Source organism: Xanthomonas sp. NCPPB 2632, from assembly GCF_041228075.2.
In the GTDB taxonomy this organism is placed as follows: Bacteria; Pseudomonadota; Gammaproteobacteria; order Xanthomonadales; family Rhodanobacteraceae; genus Luteibacter.
Genome location: NZ_CM192979.1, coordinates 2,832,238 through 2,848,620 on the forward strand (window position 1 = coordinate 2,832,238; position 16,383 = coordinate 2,848,620).

A 16,383-nucleotide genomic window follows, 5' to 3' on the forward strand; every position below is an offset into this window, starting at 1 on the left:
TTCGCGGGCGAGATGCTGCCAGGTCAACGATGCTTCATGCGCTTCTGCTGGAACGGGTAGAAGCGTTCCTCGCGCAGCTCGTGCTCGATCTGTTCCAGGCTCTTGCCCATCGTCTCGGGCACCATGTAGTAGATGAACACCAGTGCGCCCAGCGAGATCACCGCATACAGCCAGAACGTGTGCGATGCACCCAGCCAGGTCACCAGCGACAACGTGCTCAGTGTTACCAGCAGGTCGAAGAACCAGTGACTGAAAGCACCCAGGCTGGCCCCCTTGCCGCGGACGAACAGCGGGTACACCTCGGAATTGATCAGCCAGATGCACACGCCGAAGCCGCCGCAGTTGAACATCAGGTAGGCGGCCAGGCAGGCCACCACCAGAACGCGGCTAAGGTCGGTCTGCGGCCCCTGCCCTTCGAACAGGATGCCCATGACCACCAGGGCCACGATGGAGCCGGGGATCATCCACAGCAGGTACCGACGCCGACCGATCCGGTCGACCAGGATGCTGCCGATGACTGTCATGATGACGACAAGGATCGTGCTGCCGCCGGTGCCCAGCACGGCCCACTTGTCCGAGAACCCGGCCTTGGTCAGGATCGTGGGGGCGTAATAGATAAGCGCGTTGTTGCCGGTGATCTGGGAAAACATCGAGATGCTCGCGCCGACGATCACGGCCGGGCGGATCCACGGCTTGGCCAGGTCCCGCCAGCGGCCGGTCTCCTGGTTGTCGGACACGCCCTCGATTTCGGTCACCTCGCGCTCGGCAAGGCCACGATCACCGCGCACGCGGGTCAGTACGTCGATCGCCTCCTGCTTGCGCCCCTTGGTCACCAGCCAGCGCGGGCTCTCGGGCAGGATGGCCATGCCACCCAGCAGGATCACCGCCGGCACCAGGCCCAGGCCGAACATCCAGCGCCAGTGCTCACCCAGGAAGAAACCCGTGAAGTAGGCCACGGTGATGCCGAACACCACCATGAACTGGAAAAGCACCACCATCTTGCCGCGATGCTTCGGCGGCGATACTTCCGCGATGTACACCGGGATGATCTGCGTGGAACTGCCGGCCGACAGGCCCAGCAGGAAACGTGACGCGATCAGCATCTCGACGCTTGTCGACATGGCCGACGCGATCGAGCCCAGCGCGAACAGCACGCCCACGAAAATGACCATGCGCCGGCGACCGAGGCGATCGGACAACGGGCCGGTGCCGAGGCAGCCGAACAGCGCGCCGAAGATGATCGCGCCCGTGACCAGCTGCTTGGTCGTGTCGTCCATCGCGAACTCACGGCCGAGGCCCAGGAGCGCGACGCCGATCACGCCGGTGTCGTAGCCGAACAGCAGTCCGCCGAGCGCGGCGATCACCGCGATGCCGACCACCAGGCCGGTGCTGCCACCGGCGCTGTCTGCGTTGGAGGGATTTACCGCTTGCATGCCTGTCTCCTTACACGTCGAACGAGGTCATGCGGTCGCATCGAGGCTGACCCGCACGTTGAAATCCGCACGACCCGCCGTCGCCGCGATGCGGCGGCCGTTGGGTTCGTCGGTGTGTTCGATCCAGTCGAGCGCGGCTTGCCGCGTGCGCCCGTAGTGCATATGCCGCTGCAACAGCTGCTCGCGACGCTGGACGTCGTCCACGTCGACGAACCACACCTCGTCGAGCAGGCCGTGCACGTCCTGCCAGCCATCCGCATCCAGCAGCAGGTAATTGCCTTCGGTGACGATCAACCGGGCATCGGCGGGCACGGCGATCTCACCGGCCACCGGCTCCTCGATCTCGCGATGGAAGGCCGGCGCATAGACGATCTCGTCAGGCACAGGGTCGCGCAGCCTGCGCAGCAACGCCACGTAACCGGCGGCGTCGAAGGTATCGGGAGCGCCCTTGCGCGACGCGCGGTCAAGGCGGGACAGTTCCGCATTGGCCAGATGGAAACCATCCATCGGCACGCCGACCGCATGGGGGCCGACGTGCTCGAGGATTTGCGCGACGAGCGTGGACTTGCCCGCGCCCGGCAAGCCGGCGATACCGAGGATGCGGCGACCGCCGCCCTGCACGAGTGCGTCCAGGCGTTCGATCGCTGTGGAATCGATCAAGGGCTTCTGCCGGTGGAATAAGTCCGACAAAAGCTAATGAAGGAAGTGTGTGCGCAAGATGAAACGGCTTATGCGTGGCGATGCACCGGGCCCTGGCACAGGCATTCGCCGTCTTCGTTCGCATGCCCCAGCAACGCATCCAGCAGATCGCCCGAGGGCGTCCATTGGCCGATCGCCGGATGGATCAGCATGGCCTTGCGCGCCTCGAGGCGACGGTCTTCCAGCACCGAGGCGATCGCCGCACGCTCATACGCCTTGACCGAACGCACCAGGCCGTTCACCGCATCCGGCAGCGGCGCGATGGGACGCGGCACGATGGAGTCCAGCGAGATGTCCGACGCGATCTCGACGATATCGTTGTCCGGCAGGTCCGGCAGCGCACCGCCGTTGCGCGTGTTGACGACGATACGCGCCGGTTTGGCGCCGGTCAGCGCGCTCATCACGTCGATGGCGATGCGGTGGTAGCCCGTGGCGACGCGGAACGGGTCGCCCTGCAGGCTGACGCCCTGGTCGAAGGCGGAGCCGCCCTCGGCTTCCAGTTTCATGTACGAACCGGAACGCTGGTTGAGGTAGGCCGCGTAGATATCCACCGCCGTGTCGCCGTCACCGGCATCCAGGCGTGCGGTGAGGCTGGACAGCAACTCGTCGTTGAGCCGCTGGATCTCACCACCGCGGCTGCCGCCCTGCTTGCGCTGGTTGACCAGCGCGCGCTGCCGCTCGTAGTAGAAGAACAGGTATTCGGTGGGGATCAGCCGCAGGGTGCGGATCATGTCGAAGTCGAACAGCGGCGCCAGGTAGAGCTTGCGCAGCAGTTCATCGCTGGCCAGCAGCCGGTCGATCACGTCCTCGCCGCGCACGCGCACGCCGCGCACCCAGCCGAGGTGGTTGAGGCCGACGTAGTCGCACTCGACGTCCGCGGCAGGCTCGCCCAGGGCGTGGGCGATGTTGTGGAACAGCTCGGTGGGCGTGTCGCAGATACCGACGATGCGCGCCTTGCTGTGGTCGCTCACCGCCTGGGTGATGAGCCCTGCGGGGTTGGTGAAGTTGACCAGCCAGGCCTCGGGGCTCAACCGTTCCACCAGCCGCGCCTGCTCGATCGCGATGGGAATGGTGCGCAGGGCCATGGCGACGCCGGCGGGGCCGGTGGTTTCCTGGCCGGGATAACCGTGGTCGATCGACGTGCGCTCGTCCGCCGCGCGCCCGGCGATGCCGCCGATGCGGATGCTGTTGAGCACGAAATCGGCGCCTTCGATGGTGTCTTCCAGCGAGGTGGCGCCGCGTAGCCGCAGGTCGCCGCCGAACCGGCGGATCACCGCCTTGCCCAGGTCGACCATGATGCGCAGGCGCGCGGGATCCGGGTCGTAAAGCACCATCTCGGACGCGCCGAGTGCCTCGGCCGCCTCGTTGACGCCGAACACCACCAGGGGAGAGCGGACACCGCCGCCTCCGATCAATGCGATCTTACGATCCGTACGTTTGCTCACGGAGGGTCCTCAAGTGCGTGGGATGGGGAAGCGATGCAAGGGCGCCGGGCGCGGTCGTGCATAGGGCGCCACACAGGCAGCCACGCTCGACGCAGCCGTCGATGGGTTCGTTGTCGAGCAGGCCGTCGATGACGCCGGCGTCGAAGGCATCGCCCGCGCCGGTGGAATCGACCGCCACGATGCGCGGCGCCGGTACGCGGCGCAGACCGCGCGCATCGGCGATCCACGCCCCCTGGGCGCCCTGCTTCATGACGGCCAGACCGATGCCGACCGACGCGCACCAGGCCTCATAGGCCGAGGGGGCATCGCTGCCGGCGACCAGTGCGGCCTCTTTCTCGTTGGGCAGGAACAGGTCGACGTCGCGGCAGCTGGCGTGGTTGGCCGGATCGCGCAGCCAGTCCGGGCTGTAGCCGACGTCCAGCGACGTGGTGCAGCCGGCCTGGCGCAACAGCGGAAGCAGGGTGGAGGCGAGGTCGCGTGGCAACGGCATGGCGAAATGCACGTGCCGTGCCGCGGCCAGGTCGGCGACGATCTCGGCCGTGGCCAGCAGTTCGGGCAGTGCGCGGTTCACGCCCGGGTAGGTGAAGAACGAGCGGTCCTCGACGGTGGAGACGCTGACCGTGATCCCGGTGCCGTCGCTGCCCAGGCGGATACCGTCCATGCCGACGCCGAACTCGGCCAGGCGGCCTTCGAACCAGTCGAGGTCGGCATCGCCGATCACGCCGACCAGGCGCACACGGCGACCCAGGCGGGACAGCGCGCAGGCCGTGTTGACCGTGCCGCCGCCGAGTTCACGCACGTAGTTCTGCGCGATCACCTCTTCGCCGGGACCGGGCCACGCGGGAAAGCCGCTGAACACATGATCGGCGTAGATCTCGCCGACCACGGCCACGTCCCACGATTTCAGCGAGGGAGAAAGGGCCACGTCTGTGTCCTCCGTGCTTGCCACAGGAAAAGAAGGGTGCCGGCGAACACCGCCACCACCGCGGCCACGATCGACGAGGTTTCCGCCGTCGCCACCAGGTACAGCCAGCCGACGACGCTGATCACCAGCGGCAGCGGATACAACGGCATGCGGAACACATCCGGCGCGGCGCGCCGACGCCGCAGGGCCACCACGGCGAAGCACTGCGCGATGTACTGGAACAGGATCTGCGTCACCATCAACGTGGCGATCAGGTGCTCCAGCGAGAGGAAACACGCCGCCGCCGAGGTGGCACCGACGAACAGCAACGACACCGTGGGGAAGCCCCCGCGCGGATGCAGCCGCGCGAACACGGGGAAGAACTGGCCATCGGCCGCGGCCGCATACGGCACACGCGAGTACCCCAGCAGCACCACCAGCGCGGAGCCCCAGCTGGCCAGCAGGATCAGCAGCACCGCCAGCGTGCCCCCGGTAGGCCCGTGGATCGCCTGCATGAAATCGGCCACCACCGCCTTGGAATGGGCCGCCTGCGCCCAGGGCAACACGCCCAGGATGCTCAGGTTGAGGCCCATGTAGAGCAACGCCACCAGCGGAATGGAGACGAGCACCGCCATGGGGATGGTGCGCCGCGGGTTCCTGACTTCGCCGCCCAGCATGCAGACGTTGTTGTAGCCGCCGTAATCGTAGACGGCGATCAGCGATACGGCGCCCAGGCCCAGCCAGAAGCCATGCGACGAGGGCATCTTCGTTTCGAAGAAACCGCGGGCCACCGCCATGTCGAAATGGGTGATGCCGCTGAAGACGATCCAGGCACAGGCCGCGACCACGATCGCGCTGACGAACACCGACAACCGCTGGATCTGCCCGACGCGCCGGTAGAGCACCGCGGTGTTGACCAGGCACAATCCTGCCGCGATCAGCGCCCGGCCCGTGTCGCCCAGCGACGGGATCAGGAAACCCGCATATTGAGCGAAGCCCACGGCCGCCGAGCCGATCGACAACGGCGCGGTGAGCAGCGTCTGCCAGAGGTACAGGAACCCGAACAGGCGCCCGGCCTTGTCGCGCCCATAGGCCTCGCGCAGGTAATGGTAGGGGCCGCCAGACTCGGGAATGGTGGAACCCAGCTCGGCCCAGACCAGCCCGTCGCACAGGCACAGCAAGGCGCCGGCGATCCAGCCCAACAGCACCGATGGCCCGGCCAGCGCGGACAACGCCAGCGGAATCGTCACGAACGGCCCGATCCCGATCATGTTCAGCACGTTGGCCGACAATCCACCCCAGAACCCGATCGCGCGCGGCGGCACGCCCGTCGCGTCGGCGGGGCTACCGTCCTCCGGCGTGCGCAGACGCCCGACGGTGCTCATGCCGTGCCTCCGTCGGGACGGCGGGTGGCGGGCACCGTCGAAGCCAGCGAGGTCGCCGCGGCCACGGCGGCGCCTTCCGTCCGGTGCAGGTCCAGCAATAGCACCTCGTTCGCCCCCGCCTTCAACCAAGGCCCCGGGCAGAACAGCCGCTGTTGCGGCCCGATGTTCCAGTATCGCCCGAGCAGGTGCCCGTTGACCCAGAGATAGCCCTTGGCCCAGCTCGTCACGTCGATGTACACATCACCGGGAGCATCGACCTGCACGGTGGCCTTGAAGAACACCCCGCCCCGCCGCGGCGGCGACTGCAACGGCCGCAGGTCGCGCAACCAGGCATCGTCCAGCGGCAACGGCCAGGCCTGCACGTCGTGCAGGGGTGCACCGTCCAGCGACACGGGCCCGATCAGTCCCTTGTGGTCGCCCAGCCGCGGACCGAAATTGATGAGACCGAAGGTATCGACGAGGATCTCCAGCACGCCGCCGGCAGGAGGCATCGCGGGCAAGGTCACGTCGGGCCCTGAGTTCAGCGAGGCATGCACGACGCGCGACACCACGCCCGTCTCGCGTCCCTCTACGTGAACCACCGCATAGTCGCGCACGTTTTCCAGCCGCAGCACGCCCGCGGACGCGATGCGCTTGCGATACACCACCAGGCCCTGGTCCTGCCCGAACAGGATCTCGTTCGGGCCGGGGGACGGCAGGGTCACTCCCTCGCCCGGCAGGTTGTCCCACAACGAGGCGAACGGCTGCGCCGTCACCGTGACGAAGGTGGCTGTCGGTGGCCCCGGCGGCAACGCTGGCGGCTCGACCTTCGTCGCCTCCCGGATCACCTCACGCAGGCGGTGGTACTGCGATGTAGCGGCGCCGCGCTCGTCGATCGGCGCGCCGTAGTCGTAGCTGGTGATGACGGGCTGGAACTGCGACCCGTCGTCTTCCGCGTTGGACCCCGCGGTCAGTCCGAAATTGCTGCCGCCGTGGACGACATAGAGATTGAACGAATAACCCGCCTGCATCACCCGGCGCAACGGCTCCACCAGGTCCTTCGTGGCAAAGCCCGGCTCGCCCCAATGGGTCAGCCAGCCCGGATATCCCTCGCCAAGCCACACCGGCGATTCGCCGGCAAAGCCCCTGCCCTTCACCAGCTCGGCCACGTCGGCACCGTCAAGGCCCAGCGCGGTGCTTTTCGGATAGGCCTTGCGACGTTGCAGATCCTTCCAGCCATCGGAGACGGAGAACGGCCCTTCGATACCATGCTCACGCCACAGGTCGCGCAAGGCATCCAGGTAGCCGACGTCGTCGGCAAACATCGAATATTCGTTCTCGATCTGCAGCATGAGCACCGGGCCGCCCGCACCGGCCATCAGCGGCGCGATCCGCGGGGCCAGCGCGGCGATGTAGCGGCGCACCGCGGTCATGTAACGCGGATCGTCGCGAGTGCGCAGGCGCGTGTCCGGGTCGCGCAACAGCCACGCCGGCAGGCCGCCGTTGGTCCATTCCCCGCAGATATACGGCCCGGGGCGCAGGTACACCCACATGCCCTCCTCCGCACACAGGCGGATGAAGGCGACGATATCCCGATTGTCGCTGCTGAAATCGAACACGCCCGGCTCGCGCTCGTGGTGGTTCCACATCACGTAGAGGGCCACCGTGTTCAGCCCCATCGCCCGCGCCATGCGAATCCGGTGTCGCCAGTGCTCGCGGGCGATGCGTGCGGGATGCATCTCGCCGCTGTGCACGCGGAACGGCCGGCCGTCCAGCAGGAACTGTCGATGACCGAAACCGAACGCGTGCGGTTTGCCGTCCGGCGCCACCGCCGGCACCGGGCTACCCGACGTCGCCGCCCACCCGCGTCCGGCGAACGCAAGCGGGGTGAGCAGCGACAAGGCGAGGAACTGGCGGCGCTGCATGCTCAGAACGAGTACTTCACGGTCACCAGCGTGGTCATGCCGGCATTGACGATATCCGAGTTGACCAGGCTATTACGACCGATGTGCGACCAGTACGAGTTCTGCTTGGTGAGGTTGCTGACCTGCAGGTCGAACTGCAGCCCGTTGGACAGCAGGTAGCCGGCATGCAGGTCGACGCGACGGATCGGGCGAATCCACAGGTCGTCCCACGGCGCACCCTGGTTGAGGAAATCGTACGTGGACAGGTACGAGCCGGTGTAGTGGTAGCTGAGGTTGAGCGAGAAACCGCCCTTCTCGTAGAACAGCTCCGCATTGGCCATGCGCTGCGGTGCCGACTGCAGGCGCTCGTTGCCGAAGCCTTCGCGTCCCAGGTCCACCTTGGAGTTCTGCCGCGTGGCGTTCACGCTGAAGCCCAGGCCGTCGAACGGCTCCGGCAGGTTCTGGAACTTCTGCCGGTAGGTGGCTTCCAGGCCGTAGACATGGCCGTCGCCGCCGTTGGTCGGCGTCTTGGTCAGCACCGTGCCCACGCCGGACGTGTTCGGGTTGGCCTGGCCGCCGCCGCTGTCGTAGATGTAGTCACGCAGCTTCTTGTAATAGCTGGACAACGCCACGTAGCCACCGTTGTGCGTGGTCCACTCCGCGCCCAGGTCCACGTTGGTGGCCTTGATCGGCTTCAGGTTGGGGTTGCCGCTGGTGATGGTGGTGACGCCGTCGGACACGTTGATCTGCGAGCCGCCGCCCAGCTGGACGAACGCCGGCCGCGTGTAGCTCTGCCAGATGGCGCCGCGGTAGACGATGTTGCCTTCCGGCCGGAAGTTGACGAACACGCTGCCCAGCGGCTCGTTGTACACCGTGCGGTTGTTCGAGAAGAAGCCGGGCTGCTCGTTGCCGTCCGCATCCTGCGGCGTCGTCCAGAAGGTGTTGCGGATGGACGTGTGCTCGAAGCGGACGCCGGGGATGACTTCCCACGGGCCACTCTGGAAGGTCGCCATGCCGTACGCCGCGGTGACCGCCTCGGTGCCGCGCATCGTATCGCAGTTGTAGTTGTTGACGTCCAGCTGGCTGCACGTATCCAGGTCCGAGGGCTGCACGTGACCGTCGATCAGGGCCGCCACGGCCGCGCGGCTGACGTTGGGCGTACGCCAGGCGAACTTGCCCGGGTAGATCTGGTTGTAGTAGCCCTTGAAGATGCCCAGGTCGTCCAGCGTGGTGGTGCCGTCGTTGATGCCGCCGGTGGAATAGTCGCGGTTGGTGAATTCGCGCACGCTGTCGCTGTACTTCACACCGAACTTGATCGACTGCAGCGAGCCGCCGTCGAAATCGTAGCGCAGGTCCAGCTTGGCACCGCCGCGCTTCTGCCCCGAGCGGATGTCGGTCACCTCGCCATAATCGTTCGCGTACATGTTCTGCAGGTTGTTCACCGAGTTCAGCAGGCCCGGCGTCAGCACCGGATACGGGAACCCGTTGCCGCCGTAGCGCAGCAGCGAACTGCGGTTGTAGGCGAAGTTGTCCTGCGAGTACTTGTCCTCGCGGCCGTCGATCTCGACGTGCGCGGGGCGGTCGTTGCGGCCGATGCTCCAGAACACGTTGGGCGAGATGGTCCAGCCGCCGGCGGTCTTGTCCGCGCCCAGCTGGATGGTCGCCAGGTCGGCGCGCTCGGGGTTGGTCTCGAACCAGAAGCGGTTGGCGATCCGCCCGATGTTCGGCGTGTACTCACCCGCCGTGGCCGACGGTACATAGGTGACGTTCTGCGGCAGCAACTGGCTGTAGGTGGTGTTCTGCTCGGTCAGCGCGTAGGCATAGGTCATGCGCGCATACGCCATGAGCGACGGGTCCACGTACCAGTCCAGCGAGATGTTGCCGCCATAGCGGCGCTCGAAGCCGGATGCGATACCCACGTTGGTGCCCAGGCTGGTCAGGTTGCGCGCCGGGTCGTAACCCGGTGCGCTGGCACCCGTCGCCGTGGCGTGCAGGAACGCCCACGAACCGTCGTTGGAGGCGCTTTCCGCCGCGCCGATCTCGCTGTTGGCGATGTTGCGGTAGTCGTAATAGCCGCTGACGTAGATGCCGAACTGCTTGCGCTCACCGAATTTGCCCTGCAGCTCACCGGCCAGGCCACTGCCCAGGCCGCTGCCGCCGTAGTTACGCGCCCGGCTTTCCAGGCGACCGCTGGTGGTGACGCTGCCGCTGAAATCCTTCTTGTAGTCGAACGCGCTGGGCGTGCGGAAGTCGATGGTGCCGCCGATGGCGTCGCCGTCCATGTCGGCCGTGGAGGTCTTGTTGAGCACGATGGTCTGCAGGCCCGTGGGCGGCAGCAGGCTCAGCTGCACGCTGCGGCTGTACGGCATGCCCTGGGCCACGTTGCTGCCGTTGACCAGGTTGACGTTGTATTCCGAAGGCAGGCCGCGCACCGAGGTGAACATGCCTTCGCCGCGGGCCGCACCGTCGATGCCGCCGAAATAGCCGGAGCCCGTGGTGGTCACATTGACACCCGACATCAAACCCAGTGCCTCGGCGACGTTATGCACCGCGGTGCGCTGCAGGTCGGCGGCGGACAACACATCCACCGTATTGATGGCGTCCATCCGCATGTCGGTGGCGTCGTAGCGGTTGGCCACCACGCTCAGCGCCTTCATCTGCACGGCCTTGTCCGGCTTGGCCGGGGCGCCCTTCGCATCCGTGGCGGCCGGTTTGGCCGGCGGCGTGGCAGCCGGCGCGGCATCCTGTGCGAACACGCTGCTGGACAACACGGCACACACGGCCAGCGCCAGATACTTCTTGCTATAACCCTTATCGATACCCACGACCCACCCCCACCCTGAAAGTGCCTTGGAAACAGGCACGGCTCGACGCCGCGCCCTGCGCGTACAGACTGACCAGCGGGTTCGTCGCGCGGACGGTACGTGACACGACGCCCACGCCTGCATCAGCGGGCGCGCGGCGGCATCACGACGGACGGGTGAACGTGCCGATCAGCGGTATTTTTTTAGATCGATTTTTTGGATCAGCGGGAGAGGCGAGGCGGCGAATAGCCGGCGACGCACTTGCCGCGGGAACGCAGCGCGCTGAGCTTTGCCCGTGCGAGGATCGGATGGCCATCGGCCCTCACGTGCGCGAACGGACGGGGCGCGAAGGCGCAGCTGGCGTTTTCTTCGTTGGAATCGGGGCGACGCATCGTAGCGGTCTGTCCGTCATTCATCGCGAGCTGCGTGCCGGCATACCCCAAGGATGCCGGGAAGGTACGCGATGGCATGGGTTGCATGCGATGCGCGTGGTGCAGATATAGCGCACTGTAAAAACGGCGTCAACGGCCAAAAATGCATATACCACGGTATGTTGCGACGCACCACGAGCGATCTGCCCGAAGCGGCCCCACAACCCGGGCCGTGCTGCGATGCACGATGACACGTCGCCGAGGGTCGCGCATCCTCGCGCCGCGATGCGGTATGGGGAGCATCGTCCACTCAATCGCATTTGCAGGGACTTCGATGAATCGTCGACAGACGCAGGGCCGTGTCTTGCCGCTCACCCACCGCCCGCTCGCCATCGCGTGCGCCGCCGCGTTCGCCTTGCTCGGCGCCGATCTTGCACTCGCGCAGGAAACGACGCCGCCGCCCACCGACGCAGGCACGAAATCGGCAAATACCGTACCGCCGAAGCGCACCGACGCGGAAAAGGACAAGGAGAAGGACAAGCGTCCCGCCAATCCGGATGCGGCGAGCAACCTAGACGCCGTGGTGGTCACCGGCATCCAGGGCAGCATCCAGAGCGCGCTGAAAGCCAAGCTCAACTCGAACAACATCATCGAGGCGATCTCGGCCGAGGACATCGGCAAGCTGCCGGACAGCAGCATCGCCGAAAGCCTGGCCCGTCTTTCCGGTCTGGCCACGCAGCGTGTGGACGGCCGCGCGAACCAGATCTCCATTCGCGGCCTGTCGCCGGATTTCGCCGGCACCACGCTCAACGGACGTGAACAGGCCACCATCGGCGAGAACCGCGGCGTCGATTTCGACCAGTACCCGTCCGAGCTGATCAGCGGGGCGGCCGTCTACAAGACACCGGATGCCAGCCTGATCGGCCAGGGCCTGTCCGGCACGGTGGACCTGCACACCATCAAGCCGCTGGACCTGCCCAAGCGCACCTTCGCCGCCAACCTGCGTGGCGAGACCAACTCCAATGGCAGCCTCAACCATGGCTCGGGCGTCGGCGATGCCGGCCACCGGGCCAGCTTCTCGTACATCGACCAGTTCTTCGACCACACCCTGGGCCTGGCCGTGGGCGTGGCCCAGCTGGATTCGCCGGTGCAGGAAAAGCAGTACCAGGCCTGGTGGTGGAGCGTGGACAACGGGCCGCAGGGCATCGAATCCCAGGGTGTGCGGCGGACGCCCGGCTTGCCGGACGGCGTGCTGTCGCAGGAAGGCGGCCAGTTGCGCGCCAAATCCGAAAAGCAGCTGCGCAACGGCCTGATGACCGTGCTGGAGTGGGCGCCGGACGACCACTACCACTCCACGCTGGACCTGTACTACTCCACGTTCAACCAGAAAACCTTCCTCAACGGCGCGCAGTGGTCGAGCAGCCCGTACGATAACGTGTCGTATTCCAACGTCGGCGTCGTTCCGGCACTCCCCTACCCCATCGTCACTACAGGCCACATCGACGGTCTGAAGTCGATTCTGCAGAACGACTACACCCGCGAACACGACAAGCTGTTCTCGGCCGGATGGAACAATCAGTACGACTTCGGTAACGGCTGGGCGCTCACCGCCGACCTGTCGTATTCCACGGCGAAGAAGAACCTGCACGACGCCTACCTGTTCGCCGGCCTGCCCGACCAGGCCACCTCGTCCACGGACTTCGCCACGCCGGTCCACGAGCATTTCCCCGACTTCCGCCCCGGCGTGGACTTCGCGGACCCGTCCGCGATGTTCTTCACCGACCCCAACAACTACGGGTACAACGGTCGCGAGGAGTTCGACAAGCAGAAGGACACGATCAAGGCCTTCCGCCTGGAAGTCAGCCATCCCGTGGGCTGGATCTTCAGCGACGTGAACGTCGGCGTGAATTATTCCGACCGCACGAAGACCAAGCAGGCGGACGTCTATTACGCTTGGCTCAACGGCAACGGCTCCACGGCCGCGGACTACCTGCCCGGCTTTGCCGCACCCATCGATCCGTCGTTGCTCAGCGGTATCTCCGATCTCAGCTACGGTGGTTTTCCCGGTGTGGTCAACTACAATGTGGTACGGGCACTCAACAGCCAGTTCTATAAGACCCTGCGTAACCGCCAGGGCGACTTGAGCCGTAACTACACGGTCGAGGAAAAGGTTCCCGTCGCCTATGTCAAGTTCAACATCGATACAAACCTGGGTGACGTGCCATTGCGCGGCAACGTCGGCGTGCAGGCAGTGAAGACCGACCAGTCGTCGGATGCATTGCAAAGCAACGGCGACACCCTGGTCGGTCGTATCTCCGACGGCACGAAGTACAGCAAGGTCCTGCCCAGCCTGAACCTGGCCGCGGAAGTGTCGGACAAGCAGTTCCTGCGCTTCGGCCTGGCCAAGACCATGGCACGCGGACGGATCGACGACGAGAAGGTGGCGACCTCCGCGGGCGTCGCTCAGGTGACCGAAGGCCCGGCCGCGGGCCAGGTGCTGTGGTCGGGCAGCGGCGGCAACCCGAAGCTGAAGCCGTATATCGCGGTGGGCGCGGACCTGTCGTGGGAAAAATACTTCGGCACGGCCAGCTACGTGGCCGTGGCGGTGTTCAACAAGAACCTGCTGAACTACATCTACAACCAGACCACCCTGGACTACGACTTCTCGGGCTACACGAACGACACCCCCACCCTGGTGCCGACCAGCACACGCGGCTCGTTCACCCGGCCGGAGAACGGCACCGGCGGCAAGATGCAGGGCCTGGAGCTGTCCGGCTCGCTGGAAGGCGGGCTGCTCTCGCGCGCGCTCGACGGTTTCGGCGTGCAGGCCAACTTCTCGCTGACCAACAGCAGCCTGCCGGTGAGCGCGGTGTCCAGCATCCCCGGCAGTCCGTCCACCCTGCCCGGCTTGTCGAGGAAAGTCGCCAACCTGGCGCTCTACTACGAAAAGTACGGCTGGTCGGTGCGTGTCGCCGAGCGTTACCGTTCGTCGTTCACCGGCGAGGCCGTGGCCCTGTTCGACCAGCTGGGCTACACCCAGGTGCTGGCCGACAAGCAGACCGACTTCCAGCTCGGTTATGCCTTCGACCACGGCACCTGGAACGGGCTGTCGATCCTGTTGCAGGTCAACAACCTCACCGACTCGCCGATGAAGACCCAGCAGATCCTCAGCCTGCCCAGCGGCGTGAAGGTGGCCCGGCCGCTGGAGTTCGACACGTACGGGCGCACGGTGATGTTCGGGATCAACTACAAGCTCTAGGCCAGCGCAGAGTCGATGCGGTCGAGGCGTGCGGCGTAGCAGCCGTACGCCGCGTAGTGCGCGTGGATGTAGCGAACCGCATCGTTGGCGAACAGCTGCCGCGCTGCCTCCGGCACCTGCGTGCCAGGCACGAGCAGCGCCTGGGCGATGTGCCCGCGCGCATCGAAGCCACGCAGCGAAAGCTGCCGCACGCGCATCACCTCGGGTACCTCGTCCACGGCGTCGTAGGCCTGCGTGGCGCCTTCACGCACGAAGATCGCGTGGCTGGCGCGATACGGGCCGGCGATCGGCTGGTGTTCGTAGTTGAGCAACAGCAAGGTCTCACCACGGCGCGCCGCGCGCAGTTCGACACGCTCGGGGTAACCCGTGTCGTCGGCGGCGATGACGCGTAGCGCGCCTCGTGCGGCCAGTGCGGCGTCGTCGAGGCCGTAGTAAGCGAGAAAGGGGGCGGGATCGAGACCGCGGATGCGAAAGGACATGGCTTCATTCCGGTGGGAGTGATGCGATCCTCTCCAACGGCGCGTTGCCGCGCTATCCGGATCTTGTCACGTCCTCACATGACTTCCTCCTAGGAAAAAACCTGATTTATCAATGAAAGTCGCGGAATTCGGCAAAGCCCGCTCAAGTTTGCCGAATTTGAGGCGATAAAACGTCTACTCACACAGATCGAGAGACGTCATGGGCACGAACGCGAGCGAGACGCTGGAACTGAACGACCTGAAGGCGATGAACGACGCGCTGCATCGTGTCCAGGCCATCATCGAGTTCGACCTGCACGGCACGGTCTTGACCGCCAACCAGAATTTCCTGGACGTGCTCGGTTACACGTCCGATGCCGTGGTCGGGAAACACCATCGACTGTTCTGCGAGCCCGCCTTCGCCGCCAGCCACGATTACGCGACGTTCTGGCAGCGCCTTTCCGCCGGAAACCCCGAGGTGGGCGAGTTCAAGCGCATCGGCGCGGACGGTCGCGAGGTCTGGCTCAGTGCCTCGTACAACCCCGTCTTCGATACCGAAGGCAAGCCATACAAGGTCGTCAAGTTCGCCACCGAGATCACCACGCTGGTGGACAGGTCCGCGGAACTGGACGGCAAGATGACCGCGCTGGACAAGTCCCAGGCCGTGATCGAGTTCGACCTCGGCGGTCACGTGATCGCCGCCAACGCCAATTTTCTGGCTGTGGTCGGTTACACGGCAGACGAGCTCATCGGCCAGCACCATCGCAAGCTGTGTGACGACGCCTATACGTCCAGCCCGGACTATGCGGCGTTCTGGGAACGGTTGCGTCGCGGTGAATTCGACTCCGGTCGTTATCGCCGCCTGGCCAAGGGTGGGCGGCGCGTCTGGTTGCAGGCAAGCTACAACCCGATCTACGACGGCAACGGCAAGCTGCAGAAGATCGTGAAGTTCGCCGCCGACGTCACGTTCCAGGGCGAGCTGGAAGAACTGGTCAAGCGGCGCGCGGAGGACTTCTCGTCCGCGTCTACGCAAATTGCCCAGCAGTCCAACGACATGGCGGCCGGCGCCCAGCTGCTGGGAGCCACGGTGGAGGAAATGAACGCCACCATCGAAGAGCTGACCGCGTCCATCAGTTCCATTGCCAGCAACGCGCAGAGCGCCGACCGGCTGGCCAAGGATACGCAGCAGGAAGCCGAACGTGGCGCCAAGGCGCTGGAAAAGTCCATCGAGTCGATGGACCTGATCAACAAGTCGTCGGAAGATATCGGCGACATCAGCAAGGTGATCGGTGAAATCGCCAGCCAGACCAACCTGCTCGCCTTCAATGCGGCGATCGAGGCGGCACGCGCGGGTGAGCACGGCCTGGGCTTCTCCGTGGTCGCCGACGAGGTGCGCAAGCTGGCCGAACGGTCCTCGCAGGCCGCCAAGGAAATATCCAAGCTGATCGCCGAGTCCACCAGGCGCGTCTCGCAGGGCAGCCAGATATCGAAGGAAGCCTCGGCTGCCTTCGACAAGATCCTGTTCGGCGTGGTCAACACCACCCAGGCCATGTCGGAAATCTCCTGTGGCGCCGAGGAACAGGCCGTGGCGGCGCGGGAAGTCGCCACCGCCGTGCAACATATCGCCGAGGAAACCGAGAAGACGGCGGCCACATGCGACGACATTGCCCGGGCGTGCGGTGGGCTGAAGGAAGGCGCCAGCGAACTGAGTGCCACCGTCAACAACTTCGCCACCTGACGCG

11 protein-coding genes are annotated in these 16,383 nt (G+C 65.8%); 2 read left to right on the forward strand and 9 right to left on the reverse strand.

Annotated features, from left to right (window positions below; translation table 11 throughout):
- Positions 1–23: 23 nt before the first annotated feature.
- From AB8808_RS11940 to AB8808_RS11975, 8 genes are all read right to left on the reverse strand, one after another.
- Positions 24–1,433: a sugar porter family MFS transporter gene (locus AB8808_RS11940; RefSeq protein ID WP_369929631.1), complete on the reverse strand. Its 1,410-nt coding sequence runs from the start codon at positions 1,431–1,433 to the stop codon at positions 24–26.
- Between the two features lie 27 nt (positions 1,434–1,460).
- On the reverse strand, positions 1,461–2,093 hold the full coding sequence (locus tag AB8808_RS11945; protein ID WP_369929633.1) for a nucleoside/nucleotide kinase family protein: 633 nt from the start codon (positions 2,091–2,093) through the stop codon (positions 1,461–1,463).
- A gap of 68 nt (positions 2,094–2,161) precedes the next feature.
- Positions 2,162–3,577 carry a family 4 glycosyl hydrolase gene (locus tag AB8808_RS11950; protein WP_369929634.1) on the reverse strand — a complete coding sequence of 472 codons (1,416 nt, stop codon included), beginning with the start codon at positions 3,575–3,577 and terminating at the stop codon, positions 2,162–2,164.
- A complete protein-coding gene (locus AB8808_RS11955) occupies positions 3,555–4,502 on the reverse strand; it encodes a carbohydrate kinase family protein (RefSeq protein ID WP_369929636.1) in 948 nt (315 codons plus the stop codon). Before AB8808_RS11955 ends, AB8808_RS11950 begins: the two co-directional genes overlap by 23 nt.
- Entirely contained in the window at positions 4,481–5,866 is a 1,386-nt protein-coding gene (locus AB8808_RS11960) for an APC family permease (RefSeq protein ID WP_369929638.1), read from the reverse strand. The genes AB8808_RS11955 and AB8808_RS11960 overlap by 22 nt, the downstream gene beginning before the upstream one ends.
- Entirely contained in the window at positions 5,863–7,770 is a 1,908-nt protein-coding gene (locus AB8808_RS11965; protein ID WP_369929640.1) for a beta-galactosidase, read from the reverse strand. The genes AB8808_RS11960 and AB8808_RS11965 overlap by 4 nt, the downstream gene beginning before the upstream one ends.
- A 2-nt stretch (positions 7,771–7,772) precedes the next feature.
- Entirely contained in the window at positions 7,773–10,574 is a 2,802-nt protein-coding gene (locus AB8808_RS11970; protein WP_369929641.1) for a TonB-dependent receptor, read from the reverse strand.
- 200 nt (positions 10,575–10,774) lie between these two features.
- The gene (locus AB8808_RS11975) at positions 10,775–10,945 is read right to left on the reverse strand and encodes a hypothetical protein (RefSeq protein WP_369929643.1); all 171 of its coding nucleotides are present in this window, start codon (positions 10,943–10,945) and stop codon (positions 10,775–10,777) included.
- 313 nt (positions 10,946–11,258) lie between these two features.
- Here AB8808_RS11975 and AB8808_RS11980 point away from each other — a divergent pair, with 313 nt between their 5' ends.
- Positions 11,259–14,183: a TonB-dependent receptor gene (locus AB8808_RS11980; protein WP_369929645.1), complete on the forward strand. Its 2,925-nt coding sequence runs from the start codon at positions 11,259–11,261 to the stop codon at positions 14,181–14,183.
- Here the strand turns inward: AB8808_RS11980 and AB8808_RS11985 are convergent.
- Positions 14,180–14,662, reverse strand: a complete 483-nt coding sequence (locus tag AB8808_RS11985; protein WP_369929647.1) for a DUF1203 domain-containing protein — start codon at positions 14,660–14,662, stop codon at positions 14,180–14,182. The two genes, AB8808_RS11980 and AB8808_RS11985, sit on opposite strands and share 4 nt — an antisense overlap.
- 199 nt (positions 14,663–14,861) lie before the next feature.
- Here AB8808_RS11985 and AB8808_RS11990 point away from each other — a divergent pair, with 199 nt between their 5' ends.
- A complete protein-coding gene (locus AB8808_RS11990) occupies positions 14,862–16,379 on the forward strand; it encodes a methyl-accepting chemotaxis protein (protein WP_369929649.1) in 1,518 nt (505 codons plus the stop codon).
- The last annotated feature ends 4 nt before the right edge of the window (positions 16,380–16,383 follow it).

Coding starts and splice junctions, on each gene's coding strand:
- AB8808_RS11975 (WP_369929643.1), bottom strand. CDS start 10,945: ATGCGTCGCCCCGATTCCAACGAAGAAAACGCCAGCTGCGCCTTCGCG.
- AB8808_RS11985 (WP_369929647.1), bottom strand. CDS start 14,662: ATGTCCTTTCGCATCCGCGGTCTCGATCCCGCCCCCTTTCTCGCTTAC.
- AB8808_RS11980 (WP_369929645.1), top strand. CDS start 11,259: ATGAATCGTCGACAGACGCAGGGCCGTGTCTTGCCGCTCACCCACCGC.
- AB8808_RS11960 (WP_369929638.1), bottom strand. CDS start 5,866: ATGAGCACCGTCGGGCGTCTGCGCACGCCGGAGGACGGTAGCCCCGCC.
- AB8808_RS11940 (WP_369929631.1), bottom strand. CDS start 1,433: ATGCAAGCGGTAAATCCCTCCAACGCAGACAGCGCCGGTGGCAGCACC.
- AB8808_RS11965 (WP_369929640.1), bottom strand. CDS start 7,770: ATGCAGCGCCGCCAGTTCCTCGCCTTGTCGCTGCTCACCCCGCTTGCG.
- AB8808_RS11990 (WP_369929649.1), top strand. CDS start 14,862: ATGGGCACGAACGCGAGCGAGACGCTGGAACTGAACGACCTGAAGGCG.